This is a genomic window from Holdemanella porci, assembly GCF_019052655.1.
Classification (GTDB): domain Bacteria; phylum Bacillota_I; class Bacilli_A; order Erysipelotrichales; family Erysipelotrichaceae; genus Holdemanella; species Holdemanella hominis.
On record NZ_JAHQVB010000003.1, the window covers coordinates 18,921 to 36,381 of the forward strand.

Annotated in this window: 21 protein-coding genes and 2 tRNA genes; 21 read left to right on the top strand and 2 right to left on the bottom strand. The window is 34.1% G+C overall.

Annotation, left to right across the window (positions count from 1 at the left end; genetic code table 11):
• Positions 1–15 precede the first annotated feature (15 nt).
• The 15 genes from KTQ83_RS01115 (at position 16) to KTQ83_RS01185 (ending at position 10,665) form a co-directional block, all read left to right on the top strand.
• The gene (locus KTQ83_RS01115) at positions 16–198 is read left to right on the top strand and encodes a glycosyl transferase family 1 (RefSeq protein ID WP_217255799.1); all 183 of its coding nucleotides are present in this window, start codon (positions 16–18) and stop codon (positions 196–198) included.
• Positions 192–1,568: a glycoside hydrolase family 1 protein gene (locus KTQ83_RS01120; protein WP_217255800.1), complete on the top strand. Its 1,377-nt coding sequence runs from the start codon at positions 192–194 to the stop codon at positions 1,566–1,568. Before KTQ83_RS01115 ends, KTQ83_RS01120 begins: the two co-directional genes overlap by 7 nt.
• A 23-nt stretch (positions 1,569–1,591) precedes the next feature.
• The gene (locus tag KTQ83_RS01125; RefSeq protein WP_217255801.1) at positions 1,592–2,086 is read left to right on the top strand and encodes a DUF3284 domain-containing protein; all 495 of its coding nucleotides are present in this window, start codon (positions 1,592–1,594) and stop codon (positions 2,084–2,086) included.
• Positions 2,086–3,174, top strand: coding sequence for a DUF871 domain-containing protein (locus KTQ83_RS01130; RefSeq protein WP_217255802.1), 1,089 nt, complete (start codon positions 2,086–2,088; stop codon positions 3,172–3,174). The genes KTQ83_RS01125 and KTQ83_RS01130 overlap by 1 nt, the downstream gene beginning before the upstream one ends.
• Positions 3,175–3,177: 3 nt before the next feature.
• Positions 3,178–3,843 carry a GntR family transcriptional regulator gene (locus KTQ83_RS12605; RefSeq protein WP_342367241.1) on the top strand — a complete coding sequence of 222 codons (666 nt, stop codon included), beginning with the start codon at positions 3,178–3,180 and terminating at the stop codon, positions 3,841–3,843.
• Between the two features lie 67 nt (positions 3,844–3,910).
• Positions 3,911–3,996: transfer RNA gene (locus KTQ83_RS01140), tRNA-Leu, on the top strand.
• Positions 3,997–4,006: 10 nt separating this feature from the next.
• Positions 4,007–4,082, top strand: a tRNA-Thr gene (locus tag KTQ83_RS01145).
• Positions 4,083–4,177: 95 nt separating this feature from the next.
• Complete coding sequence (locus KTQ83_RS01150) at positions 4,178–4,897, top strand: sugar isomerase domain-containing protein (protein WP_217255803.1); 720 nt, start codon at positions 4,178–4,180, stop codon at positions 4,895–4,897.
• Positions 4,898–4,918: 21 nt separating this feature from the next.
• A complete protein-coding gene (locus tag KTQ83_RS01155) occupies positions 4,919–6,025 on the top strand; it encodes an AI-2E family transporter (RefSeq protein WP_217255804.1) in 1,107 nt (368 codons plus the stop codon).
• Between the two features lie 61 nt (positions 6,026–6,086).
• Positions 6,087–7,466, top strand: coding sequence for an amidophosphoribosyltransferase (gene purF, locus KTQ83_RS01160; RefSeq protein ID WP_117926677.1), 1,380 nt, complete (start codon positions 6,087–6,089; stop codon positions 7,464–7,466).
• Between the two features lie 2 nt (positions 7,467–7,468).
• Complete coding sequence (locus KTQ83_RS01165) at positions 7,469–8,353, top strand: Cof-type HAD-IIB family hydrolase (protein ID WP_217255805.1); 885 nt, start codon at positions 7,469–7,471, stop codon at positions 8,351–8,353.
• 28 nt (positions 8,354–8,381) lie between these two features.
• Positions 8,382–8,690 (top strand): thioredoxin, encoded by a 309-nt coding sequence (gene trxA / locus KTQ83_RS01170; RefSeq protein ID WP_117926679.1) that lies wholly within the window; start codon positions 8,382–8,384, stop codon positions 8,688–8,690.
• 36 nt (positions 8,691–8,726) lie between these two features.
• Positions 8,727–9,137 (top strand): gamma-glutamylcyclotransferase family protein, encoded by a 411-nt coding sequence (locus tag KTQ83_RS01175; protein ID WP_217255806.1) that lies wholly within the window; start codon positions 8,727–8,729, stop codon positions 9,135–9,137.
• Positions 9,138–9,191: 54 nt separating this feature from the next.
• Positions 9,192–9,776 (top strand): VanZ family protein, encoded by a 585-nt coding sequence (locus tag KTQ83_RS01180; RefSeq protein WP_117926681.1) that lies wholly within the window; start codon positions 9,192–9,194, stop codon positions 9,774–9,776.
• Entirely contained in the window at positions 9,766–10,665 is a 900-nt protein-coding gene (locus KTQ83_RS01185) for a ketopantoate reductase family protein (protein WP_217255807.1), read from the top strand. Before KTQ83_RS01180 ends, KTQ83_RS01185 begins: the two co-directional genes overlap by 11 nt.
• A 16-nt stretch (positions 10,666–10,681) precedes the next feature.
• On the opposite strand, the gene KTQ83_RS01190 is transcribed toward KTQ83_RS01185, so the two are convergent.
• On the bottom strand, positions 10,682–11,599 hold the full coding sequence (locus KTQ83_RS01190) for an ATP-binding protein (RefSeq protein WP_244975713.1): 918 nt from the start codon (positions 11,597–11,599) through the stop codon (positions 10,682–10,684).
• Between the two features lie 190 nt (positions 11,600–11,789).
• On the opposite strand from KTQ83_RS01190, the gene KTQ83_RS01195 reads away from it, so the two are divergent.
• Together KTQ83_RS01195 and KTQ83_RS01200 are read left to right on the top strand one after the other, a co-directional pair.
• On the top strand, positions 11,790–12,038 hold the full coding sequence (locus tag KTQ83_RS01195; RefSeq protein WP_117926684.1) for a hypothetical protein: 249 nt from the start codon (positions 11,790–11,792) through the stop codon (positions 12,036–12,038).
• A gap of 3 nt (positions 12,039–12,041) precedes the next feature.
• Entirely contained in the window at positions 12,042–12,410 is a 369-nt protein-coding gene (locus tag KTQ83_RS01200; RefSeq protein ID WP_117926685.1) for a hypothetical protein, read from the top strand.
• 139 nt (positions 12,411–12,549) lie between these two features.
• Here KTQ83_RS01200 and KTQ83_RS01205 read toward each other — a convergent pair whose 3' ends face one another.
• Positions 12,550–14,046: a carboxypeptidase M32 gene (locus KTQ83_RS01205; protein ID WP_217255809.1), complete on the bottom strand. Its 1,497-nt coding sequence runs from the start codon at positions 14,044–14,046 to the stop codon at positions 12,550–12,552.
• A gap of 107 nt (positions 14,047–14,153) precedes the next feature.
• Between KTQ83_RS01205 and KTQ83_RS01210 the strand changes: the two genes are divergently transcribed.
• From KTQ83_RS01210 to KTQ83_RS01225, 4 genes are all read left to right on the top strand, one after another.
• Positions 14,154–14,654: a nitroreductase family protein gene (locus KTQ83_RS01210; RefSeq protein WP_117926840.1), complete on the top strand. Its 501-nt coding sequence runs from the start codon at positions 14,154–14,156 to the stop codon at positions 14,652–14,654.
• Entirely contained in the window at positions 14,641–15,153 is a 513-nt protein-coding gene (locus tag KTQ83_RS01215; RefSeq protein ID WP_217255810.1) for a GNAT family N-acetyltransferase, read from the top strand. The genes KTQ83_RS01210 and KTQ83_RS01215 overlap by 14 nt, the downstream gene beginning before the upstream one ends.
• A gap of 98 nt (positions 15,154–15,251) precedes the next feature.
• Positions 15,252–17,180 carry a BglG family transcription antiterminator gene (locus KTQ83_RS01220; protein WP_217255811.1) on the top strand — a complete coding sequence of 643 codons (1,929 nt, stop codon included), beginning with the start codon at positions 15,252–15,254 and terminating at the stop codon, positions 17,178–17,180.
• The gene (locus KTQ83_RS01225; protein WP_217255812.1) at positions 17,177–17,461 is read left to right on the top strand and encodes a PTS sugar transporter subunit IIB; all 285 of its coding nucleotides are present in this window, start codon (positions 17,177–17,179) and stop codon (positions 17,459–17,461) included. Before KTQ83_RS01220 ends, KTQ83_RS01225 begins: the two co-directional genes overlap by 4 nt.

A 17,461-nucleotide genomic window follows, 5' to 3' on the forward strand; every position in this document is an offset into this window, starting at 1 on the left:
AACGGAGAAATATTTATGAAAAAATGGGCCTCTTGGCAAGTGTTTTTTATCGGAATAGGCTTTCTATTTATCATGATGGCACCACAGACGGATTCACCCTATGTATTTATCATTGGAGGATTGGTCATTGTTTTGCTTGGGGTCATTATCTTGAAAAAGGGGGCCCGTAAGGAAAGGAGAAAACAAGGAAAATGGTAAAATTTCCAGAAAACTTTTATTTTGGTAGTGCTACGAGTTCTACACAGTCAGAAGGAGCTCACTCAATAGATGGAAAAGGGAAGGATATTTGGGATCTTTGGTATGAGGAAGAACCATTTAAATTTCATGATGAAATAGGCCCGGAAAACACTTCAACATTCTATAAAAACTATAAATCAGATATCCAGTTGTTAAAGAAAACAGGACATAATTCTTTCCGTACATCAATCAGCTGGTCACGTATGTTCCCAGAAGGATATGGCGAAGTTAATGAAAAAGCTGTAGCTTTCTATCGTGATGTATTTGAAGAAATGAGAAAAAACGATATTGAGCCATTCGTTAACTTATTCCATTTCGATATGCCAGTTGCGATGCAAGAAATTGGTGGCTGGGAAAATCGTGAAGTAGTAAATCACTATGCAGCTTTCGCTAAAAAATGTTTTGAATTATTTGGAGACATCGTTAAGCGTTGGTTTACATTTAACGAGCCAATTGTACACGTAGAATGTGGATATCTACAACAATATCATTATCCATGTAAAGTAGACCCAAAAGCAGCTGTTCAGGTAGCTTATCATACAGCTTTGGCTTCTGCTTTAGCAATCAAAGAATACCATGCATTAAATCAGGGTGGAAAAATCGGTATCGTATTGAACCTTACACCAGCTTACCCAAGAAGTGAAAATCCGGCGGATGTTAAGGCGGCTCAAATCGCAGAATTATTTGCGAATAAGAGTTTCTTGGATCCATCGGTTAAGGGTGAATATGATCCAATGTTGATTGAAATCATCAAGAAACATGATTTGATGCCAACTTACACAGAAGAAGACAATGCTGTAATTAAAGAAAATACAGTGGATTTCTTAGGTGTTAACTATTATCAGCCAGTTCGTGTATGTGCACGTGCATCTTTACCAAATCCAGAAGCACCATTTATGCCATCTTATTATTATGATCCATATGTAATGCCTGGAAGAAAAATGAATCCATATCGTGGATGGGAAATTTATCCAAGAGGCATCTATGATATTGCTATCAACATTAAAGAAAATTATGGTAATATTGAGTGGATGATAACAGAAAACGGAATGGGTGTAGAAAACGAAGAACGTTTCCGTGTAGATGGACAAATTCAAGATGATTATCGTATTGAATTCTATAAAGATCATTTAACTTGGCTAGCTAAAGGAATTGAAGCAGGAAGTAACTGTGTCGGATATCACGTTTGGACATTTATTGACTGCTGGAGCTGGTTGAATGCATATAAAAACCGTTATGGTTTAATTGAATTGGATTTAGAAACACAAGAAAGAAGAATCAAAAAGTCAGGATACTGGTTCAACGAACTAAATAAAAATCATGGCTTTTAATAAAAAAGGAAGAGTGAATTAACATGGTTGAAGTGAACGAAAGACTTTATGTAAGTGCCGAAGATTTTTTTACGCAAATTGCAGAATCAATAGCTTATGACATCAAAGAGTCAACAGGAAAAAATATTCGTACTTCACAATTACACAAAGGATATTCCTATACTAAGACTTTAAAGAATAAAGTGGGTAGACAAGGAAATGTAAAAGTTACAATTACAGAATTTGAGTATCCAAAAAGCTATGTTGCACAGTTTAAGTCTTCTACAGGAGTCAATATGATTTCGTATCAGATTGAAGTTTTAGATGAAGATTCTATTGGTGTATCTTATAAAGAATCTTTTGAAGGAGATACGAAGACGCATGATGCGAACTTTAAACTTGTTTCATTCTTCTATAATAGAAAAGCTAAAAAGCGCGCAAAGAACATGTTGCGTTCTTTAGAAAAATATATTAAGGCGAACGGAAATCAGATTGGAACTGAAAAACGTCCGCATCTGCAGGAAGATGGTGAAGCATAATGAAACGTTTAGGAGTATCGATTTATCCAGAACATTCGACACCAGAAAAGGATCGTGCGTATTTAAAATTAGCGAGTCAATATGGGTGTAAAAGAGTGTTTAGTTGTTTGTTAAGTGTAGACAAACCAAGAGAAGAAATTGTAGAAGAATTTAGGGGGTTGAATGATTATGCACATTCGTTGGGAATGGAAGTAATATTCGATGTGGCGCCTTATGTCTTTGATCGATTGGATATCTCATATGATGATTTATCCTTTTTCCATGAGATTCATGCAGATGGGATTCGTTTAGACGAGGGGTTTGATTCATTAAAAGAGGCATTAATGTCTTATAATCCATATGGATTGAAAATTGAAATCAATGCTAGTTTTGGTAATCAATATATTGCCAATATTATGAGTCATCATCCAAATCCAAATAACTTGATTACTTGTCATAATTTCTATCCTCAAAAGTATACGGGTCTAAGTTTTTCGCATTTTGAAAAATGTTGTAAAGATATTAAAAAGTATAATCTTCCAATTGCGGCATTTGTTTCTTCAAATGCACCTGGAAGTTATGGCCCTTGGCCTGTGAATGAAGGATTGTGTACATTAGAAATGCATCGAGAACTGCCTATTGATGTGGCGGCAAGACATTTGTTTGCGACAGGACTAGTTGATGATGTAATCATAGCGAATTGTTATGCGAGTGAAGATGAGTTTAAAGAATTAAACAAAATCGATTCGGGAATACTTACTTTCAAAGTGGATCTTGAAAAGGAACTTACAGATGTTGAAAAAGCGATTCTATATAAACATCAACACTTTGTTCGTGGTGACGTGAGTGAGTATATGGTACGCAGCACACAGCCTAGAGTTACATTCGCAAAGGAAAGTGTTCCTGTGGCGAACACAAGAGATTTGAAACGAGGAGATGTAGTCATCGTTAATGATGAGTATTCACGATATAAAGGAGAACTTCATATAGTATTAAAAGATATGCCTAATGATGGAAGAAAGAATGTGGTTGGTCATTTGCCAGAACATGAAATGATGTTACTTGATTACTTGGAACCATGGAGAGCATTCTGCTTTATAGAGTCTTAAATTGTGCCTAGATATTTAGAAATCAAACAAGAGATTTTAGAACAAATCAAGACGAAAGAAGTAAATACTTCCATTCCATCGGAAAGAGAATTATCGTTATTGTTTGATGCTAGCCGCATGACAATCAGAAAGGCAATTGATGAATTAGTAGAAGAAGGAGTTCTTTATAGAGATAAAAATAAAGGAACGTTTATTGCGGATCATACTTTCGTGAATCGAAATAGTTCGAAGGAAATTTTGTTAGAACAAGATGTAGATGACTTATCCTTGATTCATTTCAATGCGAAAGAGTATCCGGAAATGGCGATTCGATTTAATAAACCAACACATACGTTGTTGTTGAGGGTTGTTTGTTTGAATAAAAAAGGTGGTCGCCCACGATGCATTGAAGAATTTTTCTTCCTGTATAATCAGGTAGAGAATCCACATTTAACGAATATTCATGAATTATTGGATATTAAGAATGTGTTTGATGTTGGAAAAATGGTTCAAAGATTTTATCCGGAAATCATTCCAATCAAATATGCGAATTTATTGGGACTTTCCCTAAATATGCCTGTGATTATGGTGGAAACAACACTGTATGATCAAAGAGGAGAACTTATTACGATCGTGAAAACATACTACAATCCGAAAGAATCACCAATTGAAATTGTTTCAAATATTTAGATAGGGTTAATTTCCCTATTTTTTTTTGTTGCGTACTGTTTGAATTTTTAGTATAATACACTCAGTCGCAGAGATGGTGAAATGGCAGACACGCTGTCTTCAGGCGGCAGTGCGAGAGATCGCGTGAGGGTTCAAATCCCTTTCTCTGCACCACATAAATCATGCCGACTTAGCTCAATTGGTAGAGCAACTGACTTGTAATCAGTAGGTTGTGGGTTCAATTCCTATAGTCGGCACCACTTAAACAATATACAGCCTTGATGGCTGTTTTTTATTTTTCTTCTTGTTGTATAATGAATATAAAGAAATATGCATATCAAGGAGAAACAATAATATGAAAGAAGTATTTGAAGTGGGTCTTGATATCGTTAAAAAGATTCAAGAAACACAATTTGAAAAATTAGAACAAACTGGTCATTTAATGGCTCAAGCTTTTATGGAAGGTCATAAGTTTTTCGTAAGTGGAAGTGGCCACTCTCATACAATGGCAGAAGAGATGTATGCTCGTGCAGGTGGTTTAGCTTTTGTGGTTCCCATTTTGACAAGTGAACTTACGATGACGGAGCATCCGACAAAAAGTTCAAACATTGAAAGACTTAGTGGTTATGCCAAAATTTTAGTGGACTTATATGGAGTATCATGTGGTGATGTCGTTTTGATTGCATCCAATTCTGGGCGTAATGCCTATCCAATCGAACTTGCACTTGAAGCTAAAAGTCGTGGTGCACATGTAGTTGCCATCACAAGTATGAAACATACAACTGCTCAATCTTCTCGTCATTCTTGTGGAAAGAATTTGTACCAAATTGCAGATATTGTCATTGATAATTGTGGAGAAATTGGAGATTGCGCTTTATCTATTGATGGTTTGGATGCCAAGCTTTGTCCAACATCAAGTATGGCCAATTCTTTCATTGCACAATGTATCAATGTGGCATGTGCCGAATATTTGATCGAACACAACGTAGAAGTACCTGTTTTTTCTTCTTTAAACTGTGATGGTACGGAAGAAAGAAATGACAAATTATTTAAAAAGTATACACGTATGTATTAGAATAAAGGGGGCGAGGTGCTTATGAATAAAAGAAATTTATGGATATATATATTTGGAATCACAATCATCATTATTGGATTGATTAAATTGGATACATTGATTTCTATGGTATCTATATTATGGAATGCATGTAGAGTTTTAGTGTTTGGAGCTATGATGGCTTTTGTGATTAACTTGGTTATGGCTAAGATTGAAAAGCGCTTAGGTTTTATGAAGAAGGGGAAGCGTGCAACAAGCCTGCTTCTTTCTTTGATTTTAATTTTTCTTTTTGTGTATTTCTTAATTACACTCGTTGTTCCATCGTTAAGCGAAGCCATTGGAGTGATTGTGGCTGTATTGCCAAAATATTTTGAGAATACACAGAAATTTTTGGTGAATTTATTTGAGAACAATCCACAGCTTGCGGAATCTATTAATAACTTAGATATCAACTGGAAAAATTTGATTCAATCCGGTATTAATGTTCTTTCGACTGGTGTTACCAATGTTGTAGGTACGACATTTAATGTTGTGACAGTCATAGTGAATAGTGTATTTAATTTTGTGTTGATGTTTATTTTCGCAATCTATGTTTTATTAGAGAAAGAAAGATTCGTTCAGTTGTATCACCGTTTAACGAATCTATATCTAAGCAAAATTGTGAAACGTAGAATAGATAAGTGTTTGCAAATTATTAATCAGACTTTTAGTGCTTTTATTGGTGGACAATGTATTGAGGCAACTATTCTAGGGACACTATGCACATTGGGTATGATTATACTACGTATGCCATATCCGGCTATGATTGGAACATTAGTTGGAGTTATTAATATTATTCCGATGATTGGAGCTTATATTGGTGGGGCGATTGGTATGTTTATGGTATTTACTGTAAGTCCAATTATGTCTCTTTGGTTCTTATTATATTTATGTATTCTTCAACAAATCGAAAGTAATGTGATCTATCCACATGTCGTTGGAAATTCAGTAGGATTACCAGGAATCTATGTCATGATGACTGTTGTGATTTTTGGATCTTTAGCAGGTATTCCAGGTATGTTTCTAGGAATTCCTACAATGGCAAGTGTGTATAAAATTGGTGTTTTATATCTAAATCGAAAAGAACGTTTAAAAGAAATGAATGGATGACGAAAAATCGTCCATTTTTTCTTATATGCATGATATAATGTTGTGGCAAAGGAGATCAGTTATGTTTGATGAAATTCATGAAGAGTGTGGTGTGTTTGGTGCATATCGCGTAGATAATGCAGCAAGTATTACGTATTATGGTTTGCATTCCTTGCAACACAGGGGTCAGGAAGCGAGTGGTATTGCCGTTTCAGATGGCGAAAATATCACTTTACAGAAAGGAAAAGGCTTGACTGTAGATGTTTTTCAAAGAGAAAAATTAGACTCTATGGTCGGAAGATTAGCTGTTGGGCATGTTCGTTATAGTACAGCGGGCGGTCAGGAAAATGAAAACATTCAGCCAATTGTATCAAAGGGACATAATGGAAGTTTAGCTATCGTTCATAATGGACAGATTGTTAACGAGAAAGAGCTTCGTATTGAACTTGAAAATGAAGGGGCTATTTTCCAGGGAACAAGTGATAGTGAAATTATTCTTCACTTGATTCAGAAACAAAAAGGTACTTTAAAAGAACGTGTCATGAAGACTGCAAATCGTATTGAGGGTGCATTCTCTTTCTTAGTTATGAATGAGGATACTATTTATGCGGTTCGTGATCGTCATGGTTTAAGACCTTTAAGTTATGCTAAAAGTAAAGATGGCTACGTAATTAGTAGTGAAACATGTGCTTTTGAAGTTATGGGAATTTATGAAAGTGTGGATTTAAAACCAGGAGAAATCGTAGAGTTCCATAAGGGTATTGTGAAACATGAATTTTATTCAACAAATACAGATAACCATATGTGTGCAATGGAGTACATTTATTTCGCAAGACCAGATAGTGTAGTGGAAGGTATCAATGTACATGCGTTCCGTAAGGCTACAGGATCTATTCTTGCCAGAGAAGATAAAGATTTACATGCGGATATCGTTATTGGTGTTCCAGACTCATCTTTATCAGCAGCCATTGGTTATGCAGAAGAGGCGGGTATTCCATTTGAAACTGGATTGATTAAAAACCGTTATGTAGGACGTACATTTATTCAACCTACACAGGCGATGCGTGATCGTAGCGTTCGATTAAAATTAAGTCCTGTATCTAGCGTGGTTAAAGGAAAATCAATTGTTATGATTGATGATTCGATTGTACGTGGTACGACTTCAAGAAGAATTGTACAATTATTGAAGGATGCAGGAGCTACCCAAGTGCATGTTCGTATCGCTAGTCCAGTCATCACGAGTCCATGTTTCTATGGTGTAGACACTTCTACAAAGGATCAATTGATTGGTGCTCAGATGAGTGTAGAAGAAATTCGTGACTACATTCATGCGGATACATTACGTTTTATGACCGAAGAAGAAATGAAGGAAGCTACGCATGGCGTTGGTTTATGCTTGGCATGTTTTAATGGAGAATATTGTACAAAATTGTTCTCATATCAAGAAGAATTGGATAAATAATTATGACTATAAAGTGTTTGGCTTTTGATTTAGATGGAACTTTACTTTTAGACGAATCGAAAAGAATGGATCCAAGAACGGTGGATTCGATTCAAAGGGCGATGGCACAAGGTATGCACGTTGTGATTGCGTCGGGTCGAGATAAAAACGGATGTAAATTTGTATATGAACCATTGGGATTAGAAAATGGAAATCATTTTTTGGCATTGGTAAACGGACAAGTTGTATATGATTTTGAAAATAAAGAATATGATTTGGATGATGTTTTGACGGCAGAAGATGGAATTAAGATTCAGAAAGTTTGTAAGCAATTTGGTGTAGAGGGAATTTTTCAATGTGGATATGATTTTTATAGTTACATATCTTCATTGAATCGTGTAAAGAAAAAAGTCAAAAATGCCATTTTAGGAGAGCCAGATGATTATGGCTTGAAGGATGGCAAAGAAAATCGTAATTTTATTGATTTGCCTTTTGAAGAAATTCGTTTGACGCAAGATATCAATAAAGTGATTATGGTGCATTCTCCTAGATTCTTTGAAAAGAATTTTGAAGGAATTAAAGCGGCTTTAAGTGATTATGATGTATTGTTGATTGGTCCAGATTGGCTGGAAATTATGCCAAAACATGTCAACAAGGCTAGTGCATTGTGGAAAATCTGTGATAGGCTTGGAATCAGCATGAATGAGGTCATGGCTTTTGGAGATGCACAAAACGATTTGAAGATGCTTCAACAAGTAGGTATTGGTGTAGCTATGGGGAATGCGATGGATGAAGCTAAGTATGCAGCTACTGTAGTTACGGACACAAATATGAATAATGGTATTGGAAAAGTCATTGATGCTTTGTTGGCGGGCAAAGAAATGGACTTACGCAAAGGCTTGTTATAGAATAGAATCAGATAAGGAGGAACCTTGTATGAAAATTGTAAATACAGAAGAATTTAACGCATTAATGAACGAAGATGCAGTTTTAGTCGACTTTTTCGCAACTTGGTGTGGACCATGTAAAATGTTGACACCTGTACTTGAATCAGTCGCAAATAAATTAGATGGAAAAGTAAAAATCGTAAAGGTGGATGTGGATGAAAGTCCAGATTTAGCTCAAAGATTTGGCATTATGTCTGTTCCAACAATGATTCTATTTAAAAAAGGACAACAAGCTGCAGCATTCTCAGGATATATGCCTGAGGCAATGTTGATGCAAAATATTGAAAGTAAACTATAGGATGATTCGTCATCCTATTTTCTTTAGGGGGAAAATATGTATTATATCGCATATGGAAGTAATTTAAACAAAGAAGAAATGAAGCAGCGATGTAAAGATGCGAAGTTTGTGTCTTTGGCAAGACTTGAAAACTATACACTTACATATCGTGGAAATCCTGGACGAGCTTATCTTACAGTAGATAAGAAAAAAGGGGATTTTGTGCGAGTAGCTATATGGGATGTGAGTGAAAATGATAAGAAGAGTTTAGATGAATATGAAGACTATCCATACTTATATGATTGTTTTGAAGAAAAGGTATTATTAGAAAACAATGAAACAATCACTGGTTTTATCTACCAAATGTATGATCGTTTTCCAATATGTAAACCGAGCGATTCGTATATGGAACGTTGTAAACAAGGCTATAAGGATATGGGTTGGGATTCTTCAATTTTAGATTTTTAATGAATTTTAAAGTTTGGTGTGTCATAATAGAAAGAAAATAAGGGGACTTTAAAAATGAAAAATTGGAGATACTTAATTTTAAGTTTAGTTTTATCCTTGTTCATTCATTACTACGTCACAGCTGTTTTAATGGAAATTTTTGGCATGGGATGGTATCCAATTCAATTTGTCGTATGGTGTATTGAACTGGTCGTTATATATGATGCGTTGATGTTTTTTACGAAAAACTGGAATGTAAAACATCGAGCCATGTTTTTCTTTGTATATTATATATTTTTGATTATTGCCCTATTGATGCGCTATGATCAAGGTATCAGCATTATTCAATTGAATCCATTTGCCTGTCTTAGAGAAATCTATTATGGTTCTTGGACAGAGTGGATCGTATTCGCATTTAATATTGGATACTTTATGTTTATGCCATGGGTGAATGGACTGCTTATTTCATCAAATAAAGAAAACTTTATTGTTTCTGTATTCATTGGTTTTCTGTGTGAATTTATGCAGTTGATCTTTCATAGAGGCGTATTTGATTTAGGGGATATTTCTCTATATGTAGTTGGAATCTTGTTGGGAATTTATGTAAAAGAAAAGTACCATGTTCATTTAAAAGAAAAGAGTGAAGTACATGACAATTAAAAAGGTTGCGATATTCGGTGCGGGAGCTGTTGGCTCCTATTGTATTTATGGTTTATCAAAGTGCGATATACAATTAAGTGTCATCGCAAAAGATGAACGAAATGAAAGAATAAAAAAGAATGGTTGTTTAATCAATGATGTCATTTATCATCCCGAAGTATTAACGCCTGAAGAAGCACATGGAGTAGATCTTCTTATTGTATGTTTAAAATACAATGCGTTGCCAGATGCTTTAGAAGATATTCAACAAATTGTAGATGAACATACATTAGTGATGTCTTTAATGAATGGTGTGGATAGTGAACAAATTATTGGAAATCAGATTGGTATGCAGCATATGGTGTATTCATTGATTAAAGTTGCAAGTCACAAAGAAGGTAATGGATATGTATTTGATCCAGAAACAACGATTGGAATTGTACTAGAAGAAAATAAGGAAATCGATGAATTGTTTAGTCAAAGTGATCTACATTATCGAACAACTTCCTATATTCAGGAAGAAATATGGAGTAAGTTTCGTTTAAATGTAACGAAAAACTTACCTCAAGCTATTCTTGGAGCAGGTGTTGGATGTTATTCGGATAGTGATCATGTGAAAGCTATACAGTCTGGATTAAAGGATGAATTAGAGACTATCGCAAAAGCTAAAGGTATTGATATATCAAAGGCTGATTCAAGTGCAACACGTGGTAGTGCAGTGCCTAAAACGGCCAGATATTCTACACTGCAGGATTTGGATGCCAAAAGGCATACGGAAATTGATATGTTTTCGGGGGCAATAATGAAGATGGGGAAAGAACTAAATATTCCAACGCCTTATAATGAATTTGTATATCATATCATCAAGGCTATGGAAGAAAAGAATGATGGTTTATTTGACTATAAATAAAGAGAAGTGATTTGACTCACTTCTTTTCATTTAGTATATAGAATGTATTTTTTCCTTTTCCATGTTGACTGATTTGACCTTCTTCTTTCATTCTGTTTAAAATGCGTCCACAAGTTGTTTGAGAAAGGTTAAATGTATCTTGAACATCTTTACGAGTGAATTGGGTGTGTGTTTTCGCAAACTCTACTATTTTGTTTTCGGGACAATCATATACAACTATATCTTCCTGAATTTTATTGTTTTTCTTTTGATAATTTAGATTTGGAAGAATAATTTTAAAGGCGTTTTCTGTTGTCACAAATTGAGGCTTGAATTTAGATTCTGAATACGAATCAATAATCTTTTGAATGCCAGTACCATAAGCTTCAATGAGTTCTAATCGGTAAAAGATATTTGCGAGTTTTGGGTTTCGACAAACAGAAATACCAAGTCGAATGTCTTCTAAAGTGATTCCTTTTAATAAGCCTCCGATGGAAGTGAATTCAATACGATCTGTATACATACGAATGAAAGAACTTGCGCTATATGAATATTCACGATGAACAATTAGATTCAATAAAGCTTCTCTAATGGCTACTTCTGGATAATCTCTTTTATCGATTCTTTTCAATCCTGAAAAGTTGGAATGTTTTTGATTTCTAAAATCGATATAAGAATATACTTCGTGCATTTGTTTGAATAATGAACCGGTAAATTCATTTCGATCTTGAAAAACATTCTGTGTTTCTCCATTAAAAACTGCAACTTTAATTGTGTGCTTACATTGATCCGATAAAAGTAGTCCTAAATTCGTGTATATACCATCTTGATTTTGAATGCCTAAGTTCTTTTCTTTAAATGGGATGTTTGATTCATCGAATTCAGTTTTAGCAGAAAGAAAAGTTAAGTCTTGTTCTAAAGAACGCATTTGTTCAAAATCTTCTTGAAATATCATAAAATAGCTCCTTTTTACCCATATACTAACCATTCTAATCAATAAAGAATTTGTTTTTCTTGTTGTGCATATCCCCCTTCCTGATGATAGTGAACAAGAAAAATTAGATTGACAAAGAATATAGAAAAAATTATTATAATGATAGGGAGTGGGAATTCCCACATTTAGATTTATATTGGAGGTGTTGATAATGGAAACAATAAAGGATTATGTTGCACATTTGGATAACAAAAAAAGAATTACTCTTAGAGGAGCTACTTATCATTACTACAATGTGAAAGAATATGGAAATGGTTGTATAATTCTTGAACCTCGGGAATTATCAGTGCCAAAGAGCATTTCAGCTAGAACATTGGCAGATATGGATCGTGCGGTAAGTAATTTTAAGTGTGGAGATGTTTCCACGGCTATTGATTTGTCGGATTTTTCAAAGGAATAATAAATGAATTTTAATATACGAATGGGAATTCCTGAGATGCAGGAACTTTGGCAAGATTTGCAACAAAAATATCGTTCTGGTAAGATCAAAAAGAAGGAAGAGCAACTCTATAAAAAATGGGGGAAAGCTTTAAAGTTGTTGTCGGCGGATCCATTTTATCCGAGTCTTCAAACCCATGAAATAGAGCCTTTATCTAGACGTTACGGAATGAAAGTGTGGCAATCTTATTTGGAAAATAAAACAAGTGGTGCAATGAGAATGTATTGGGTTTACGGACCGGATCAGAAAGATATCACGATTATTGGATTGGAGCCACATCCGGAAGATAAGAAAAATGGCGCATACGATAGAATTTCACTGTCGGATTTGTAGAATAAATTTGAATAAGGTACTAAATATGAGTAGTTAGTCTGTGAAAATAGGTTAGCTGCTTTTTTTCTTAAAAATTCAGAATGATTCATTTCTAACCATTCTTGTCAATAAGAAAAGAAGTGATGTTACTCACTTCTTCTTAGTCTAGATTGTATAATTTCTTATATTTTTTGATTAAATAATCTGTGTAGTAATCAGGATTAAATGGTTCTCCACTTACTTCTTCTACGATTTCAGCCATAGATTTACTTGCAGCATAATGGTGTACATTTTCTTTTAACCAGTTTGTGATTTTTTCAAAGTGGTTTGTTAGTAGGGCTTCTTCTACGTCAAATTGTTTTTCCATTGTTGCATATAATTGTGCAGCATACGCACTACCCAATGCGTATGTTGGGAAGTATCCTAAGTATCCTGTAGACCAGTGCATATCTTGTAAGACACCTTCTTTATAGTTTGTAGGACGAACACCTAAATATTCTTCGTATTTATCGGCCCATACTTCTGGTAGCTTATCATAATCTACATTTCCTTTCGCAATTTCTTTTTCGATTTCATAACGAACCATAATGTGTAATGGGTATGTTAATTCATCCGCTTCTGTACGAATCAAAGCACATTCAGTTTTATTGATCATGTTTACTAACTCGTCAACAGACACATCTTTAAATTCTGGGAATAAATTTACTAATTGATTATAGTTTGCTTGCCAGAATGCGTGACTTCTACCAACGTGGTTTTCTAAGAAACGAGATTGTGATTCGTGTGCAGCCGAACCAACAGCCTGTGTTAGCATGGTTCCTTCAAAAGCAGGATCCATTTGTAGTCCATAAAGAGCGTGTCCATATTCGTGTACAGTTGAAAGGATAGCGCTCAAAAATTGATCTGGATAATAGTGTGTTGTGATACGAGTGTCGTTGCTTGAGAAGAAATCTGTGAATGGGTGTTCTGTCGTTGAAAGGTATACTTTCCCAAAATCTACTTTCATGAAGTCACAAATAACATCCATAAATTTTTCTTGGCGATCCACTGCATAAGTTTCATGAAGTAAGTCATCATTGATTTGTGGCTTGTTTTGAATTTCATGAATTAGTGGAACTAATTTCTCTTTCACATTATTAAAGAATGCATCATATTTTTCTTGTGTCATTCCTTTTTCATAACGGTCTAACAATACATCATACGCATTGTTTCCATTAAACTTAGGGTCATATTCTAAAAGGTGTAAAGTCTCTTTCATGATTGCTTGTAAATGAGGCTTGAAATGTTCATAGTTATCTGCTTCTTTAGCTTCATGCCAAGCAAGTTCACTATCGGCTTTGACTTTGACATAGTTCGCATATACATCACTCGGAATGTTTTCAGATTGAGCTAAGGCTTCAAGACGATAGTCGACTTCTTTCTTTTCCAAACTTCCTTCTGGCAATGTCTTTGCGTATTCCTTGATCTTTTTGATTGTTTCTGGATCATTTTCAATGATGAATGCTTGTTTAGATAGTCTAGACAACATTTCATTTGAATAAGGAATTCCTTTCTTTGGTGCAATTGTCATTTGTTCAAAATAAATGGTTGAGAATGCCAATGAGAAGGCATCTAATGTTCTTTCGTATTCTTGATAGAATGGTTCAAATTTTAACATGGTTAAATTCCTCCTGCTTGTATTGTAACACAAAGAAAAGAATAGTCATTATATAATGAAAGCGAATTTTCAAAATGGTGATATAATACAGAAAAGGAGTATAGAGTATGGATGCAATTTTTAATCGTACGAGTATAAGAAAATATAAACAGGAATCTTTAAAAAAAGAAGAGATTGATTTGATTTTAAAGGCAGCATTTAGTGCACCTAGCGCTAGAAATAGTCAGCCTTGGCAATTTATTGTTGTTCAAAACAAAGATACATTAAAGGATTTAAGTCAAATGACACCCTATGCATCTTTTCTAAAAGATGCAGCCATGGGAATGGTTGTTTGTGCGGATAAAAATAAGAATGATAGTTTGGATTATTGTCAACAAGACTTGGCAGCGGCTACAGAGAATATGTTGGTTGAAGCGAAAAGTTTGGGTATTGGTTCATGCTGGTTGGGTGTGTATCCGAATGAAGAGCGTTATTTGGCTTTAAACCAGTATTTTAAATTGCCAAAAGGAATTGTTCCAATGTGGATGATTTCATTTGGATATATAGATCAAGAAGAGGTTGTAAAAGATAAGTTTGATTCTTCGAAGGTGCATTATGAAAAGTATTAATATTGTAGAGTGTAAGAATGAAAATGATTTAAAAGAAGTAGCTATTCTTGCCGAAAAGATTTGGCATGAATTCTTTCCTGGAATCATTTCAGAAGCACAAATTGATTATATGGTAGATAAGTTTCAGAGCTTTGATGCCATGCAAGACCAAGTAAAACATCAGCAGTATCATTATCATAAGGTATATGAAGGTGATGAGCTAGCTGGATATATTGGGTTGCAGAATCAGCCAGATCGTTTATTCTTGTCTAAACTGTATTTAAAGGATTCAGCTAGAGGAAAGCACTATGCGACTGAAATGTTTGAATATGTAAAGAAGCAGGCAGAAAAGTATTGTTACCCATCTATTTATTTGACTTGTAATAAATATAATAAACATAGTCTAGCTGTATATGAGAAGTTTGGTTTTCAATGGATAGATTCTGTACAGACAGATATAGGAAATGATTTCATCATGGATGATTACATCTTGGAATATCGATTAGGGACATTTTTATAAGTGTTCTTTTTTCTTATGTCTTTAATAATGGAGACAAGGTTGAACTGTGAAAACGTTAACACAATAATTATAATGATGATGTCGAGGAGCTGAGAATAGTGAATAACTTAACAGAACGAGAGTTAAAGATTTTATCTTATCTAATTGATGAAGATGACTTTATCAATGGAGACGATTTATCGAGTCGACTCGGAATTTCAAAAAAGACGATCCAACGAGAGATTGGTAGTATGAATGAAATTCTTAAAGATGAAAATTGCGCAATAGAGTCTGTTCCTAGCAAGGGATACAGGCTTGGAAAAGATGAAAAGTCAAAATTGATTAATGTATTGTTTTTGACAAAGGATAAAGATCAAGTCATCCCGACAACTCAGCAGTCTCGCCAAGAGTGGTTGATTCACAAATTTATTTCTTTAAGTTTCAACGATGAACCTGTTACTTTACAGAAACTATGTGATGAATTATATATCAGCATGACTTCTTTAAAGTATGATTTAAAACGTTTGAAAGGTATCTTTGAGAAATATGATTTGGAATTGGTGAAAAGAGAGAATAAAGGCTTAATCTTAAAAGGAGAAGAGAATAAGGTTCGTAAGTTGATTGTAGCCAGTTTGAATTCTGAACACACAAATTATTCTGTGAAGGATTTGATTGGATTTACGCAAAAAGATGAACATCAATTACGTTCGATGATTCTTGAAGCTATCGAACAATATGGAATTCTAGTTACGGATCTAGGCTTTACGAATTTATTAATTCACATTGAAATTGCGGTTAGTCGTATTCGTAAAAACAAAATTATTCAATCTACAATGAAATTGGAGAAAGATGATTTTGTATCTAAAGAATATGCGTGTGCAAGTTACTTGTGCCTTAAAATCAGTCAGGAACTGAATTGTGAAATGCCTGTATTTGAAATTCAAAATGTATATCAGCATTTAATTGCTCAAAAACGAATTTTAAATAAAAATATGCAAATTGAAATGGATGAAGATACGGCTATGCTGGTGAATCATACGTTAGAGAAAATCAAACAAGTATATGGATTTGATTTCTCGAAGGATTCGACATTAAGATTTGGACTTGTCGCTCACTTGGATAGTGCATTAAATCGCTTGAAATTAAAAATGCGAATTCAAAATGATCTTTTACAAGAGATAAAAACAAATTATCCATTTGCCTTTGAATTGGCAAATATCTTGGGAAAGGATATTGAAGAAGCATATGGTGTTTCAGTAAATGAAGATGAAATTGGCTTTTTAGCAATTCATTTCTGTGGTGCCTTAGAAAGATTGAATTCTTCAAAAGAAACAAGTGTTAAAGCTTTGATTGTTTGTTCAACAGGAATTGGAACTTCGCTTCTTTTGAAATCAAAAATCAACGCAAAATTTAAAGATAAAATTGAAATTTTGGATGTTTGTGCCATGTATCAAATCAAAACATATCCAGAAGACGAATATGATCTGATTATCAGTACAATTCCTTTAGAGGCAAAGAAAGATTCAATAGTGGTGACTCCATTGTTGAATGAAGATGATATTGAGCAAATCAATCGATATTTAAAATATGGAAATGATCAGTTTAAACCAATCAAGAATTTATTTGTTTCTGAATTGTTTTTTCCGGATATTGATTTAGACAATCGAGAAGATATTATTGAGTTTATGTCAGATCAATTGTTGGAGAAGGGATATATTGATCAGGAGTGCAAAGAATCTTACAAAAAAAGAGAAAATATGGCAACTACAGAAATAGGTAATTTAGTCAGCGTACCTCATAGTATGGATGGAAAAATCTATAAGAGTGCGATTTGTGTAGGCATATTAAATAAACCTATTCAATGGGAATATGGAATGGTTCAAATCGTATTGATGATAGCTGTAAGAAAGGAAGATATTCATAAGGAAAATGAATTTTTCTTACATGTATATCAAAAATTTGATCCGCTATATAAAGCAAAAAAAAGTATTTCAATGAAAAATATTGAATATATAAGACAGCAATTTACAGAGGAGGAATTTATATGAAAAAAATCTTAGTAGCATGTGGAGCAGGCGTATGTACTAGTACAGTAGCTTTACAAAAATTAAAAACAGCAATGGAACAAAGAGGATTGTCTAATCAAGTATCTTATGGACAATGTGCAGTTGCCGATTTAGGTATGAATGCAAAGAACTATGACTTAGTAATCACAACTTCAAAGGTAACAGCCGATTATGGTGTGCCTGTAGTATTTGGATTGAATTTTATTACAGGAATTGGAATTGAGCCACTTGTAGATGATATTGTAAAAAAATTAGGTTTATAA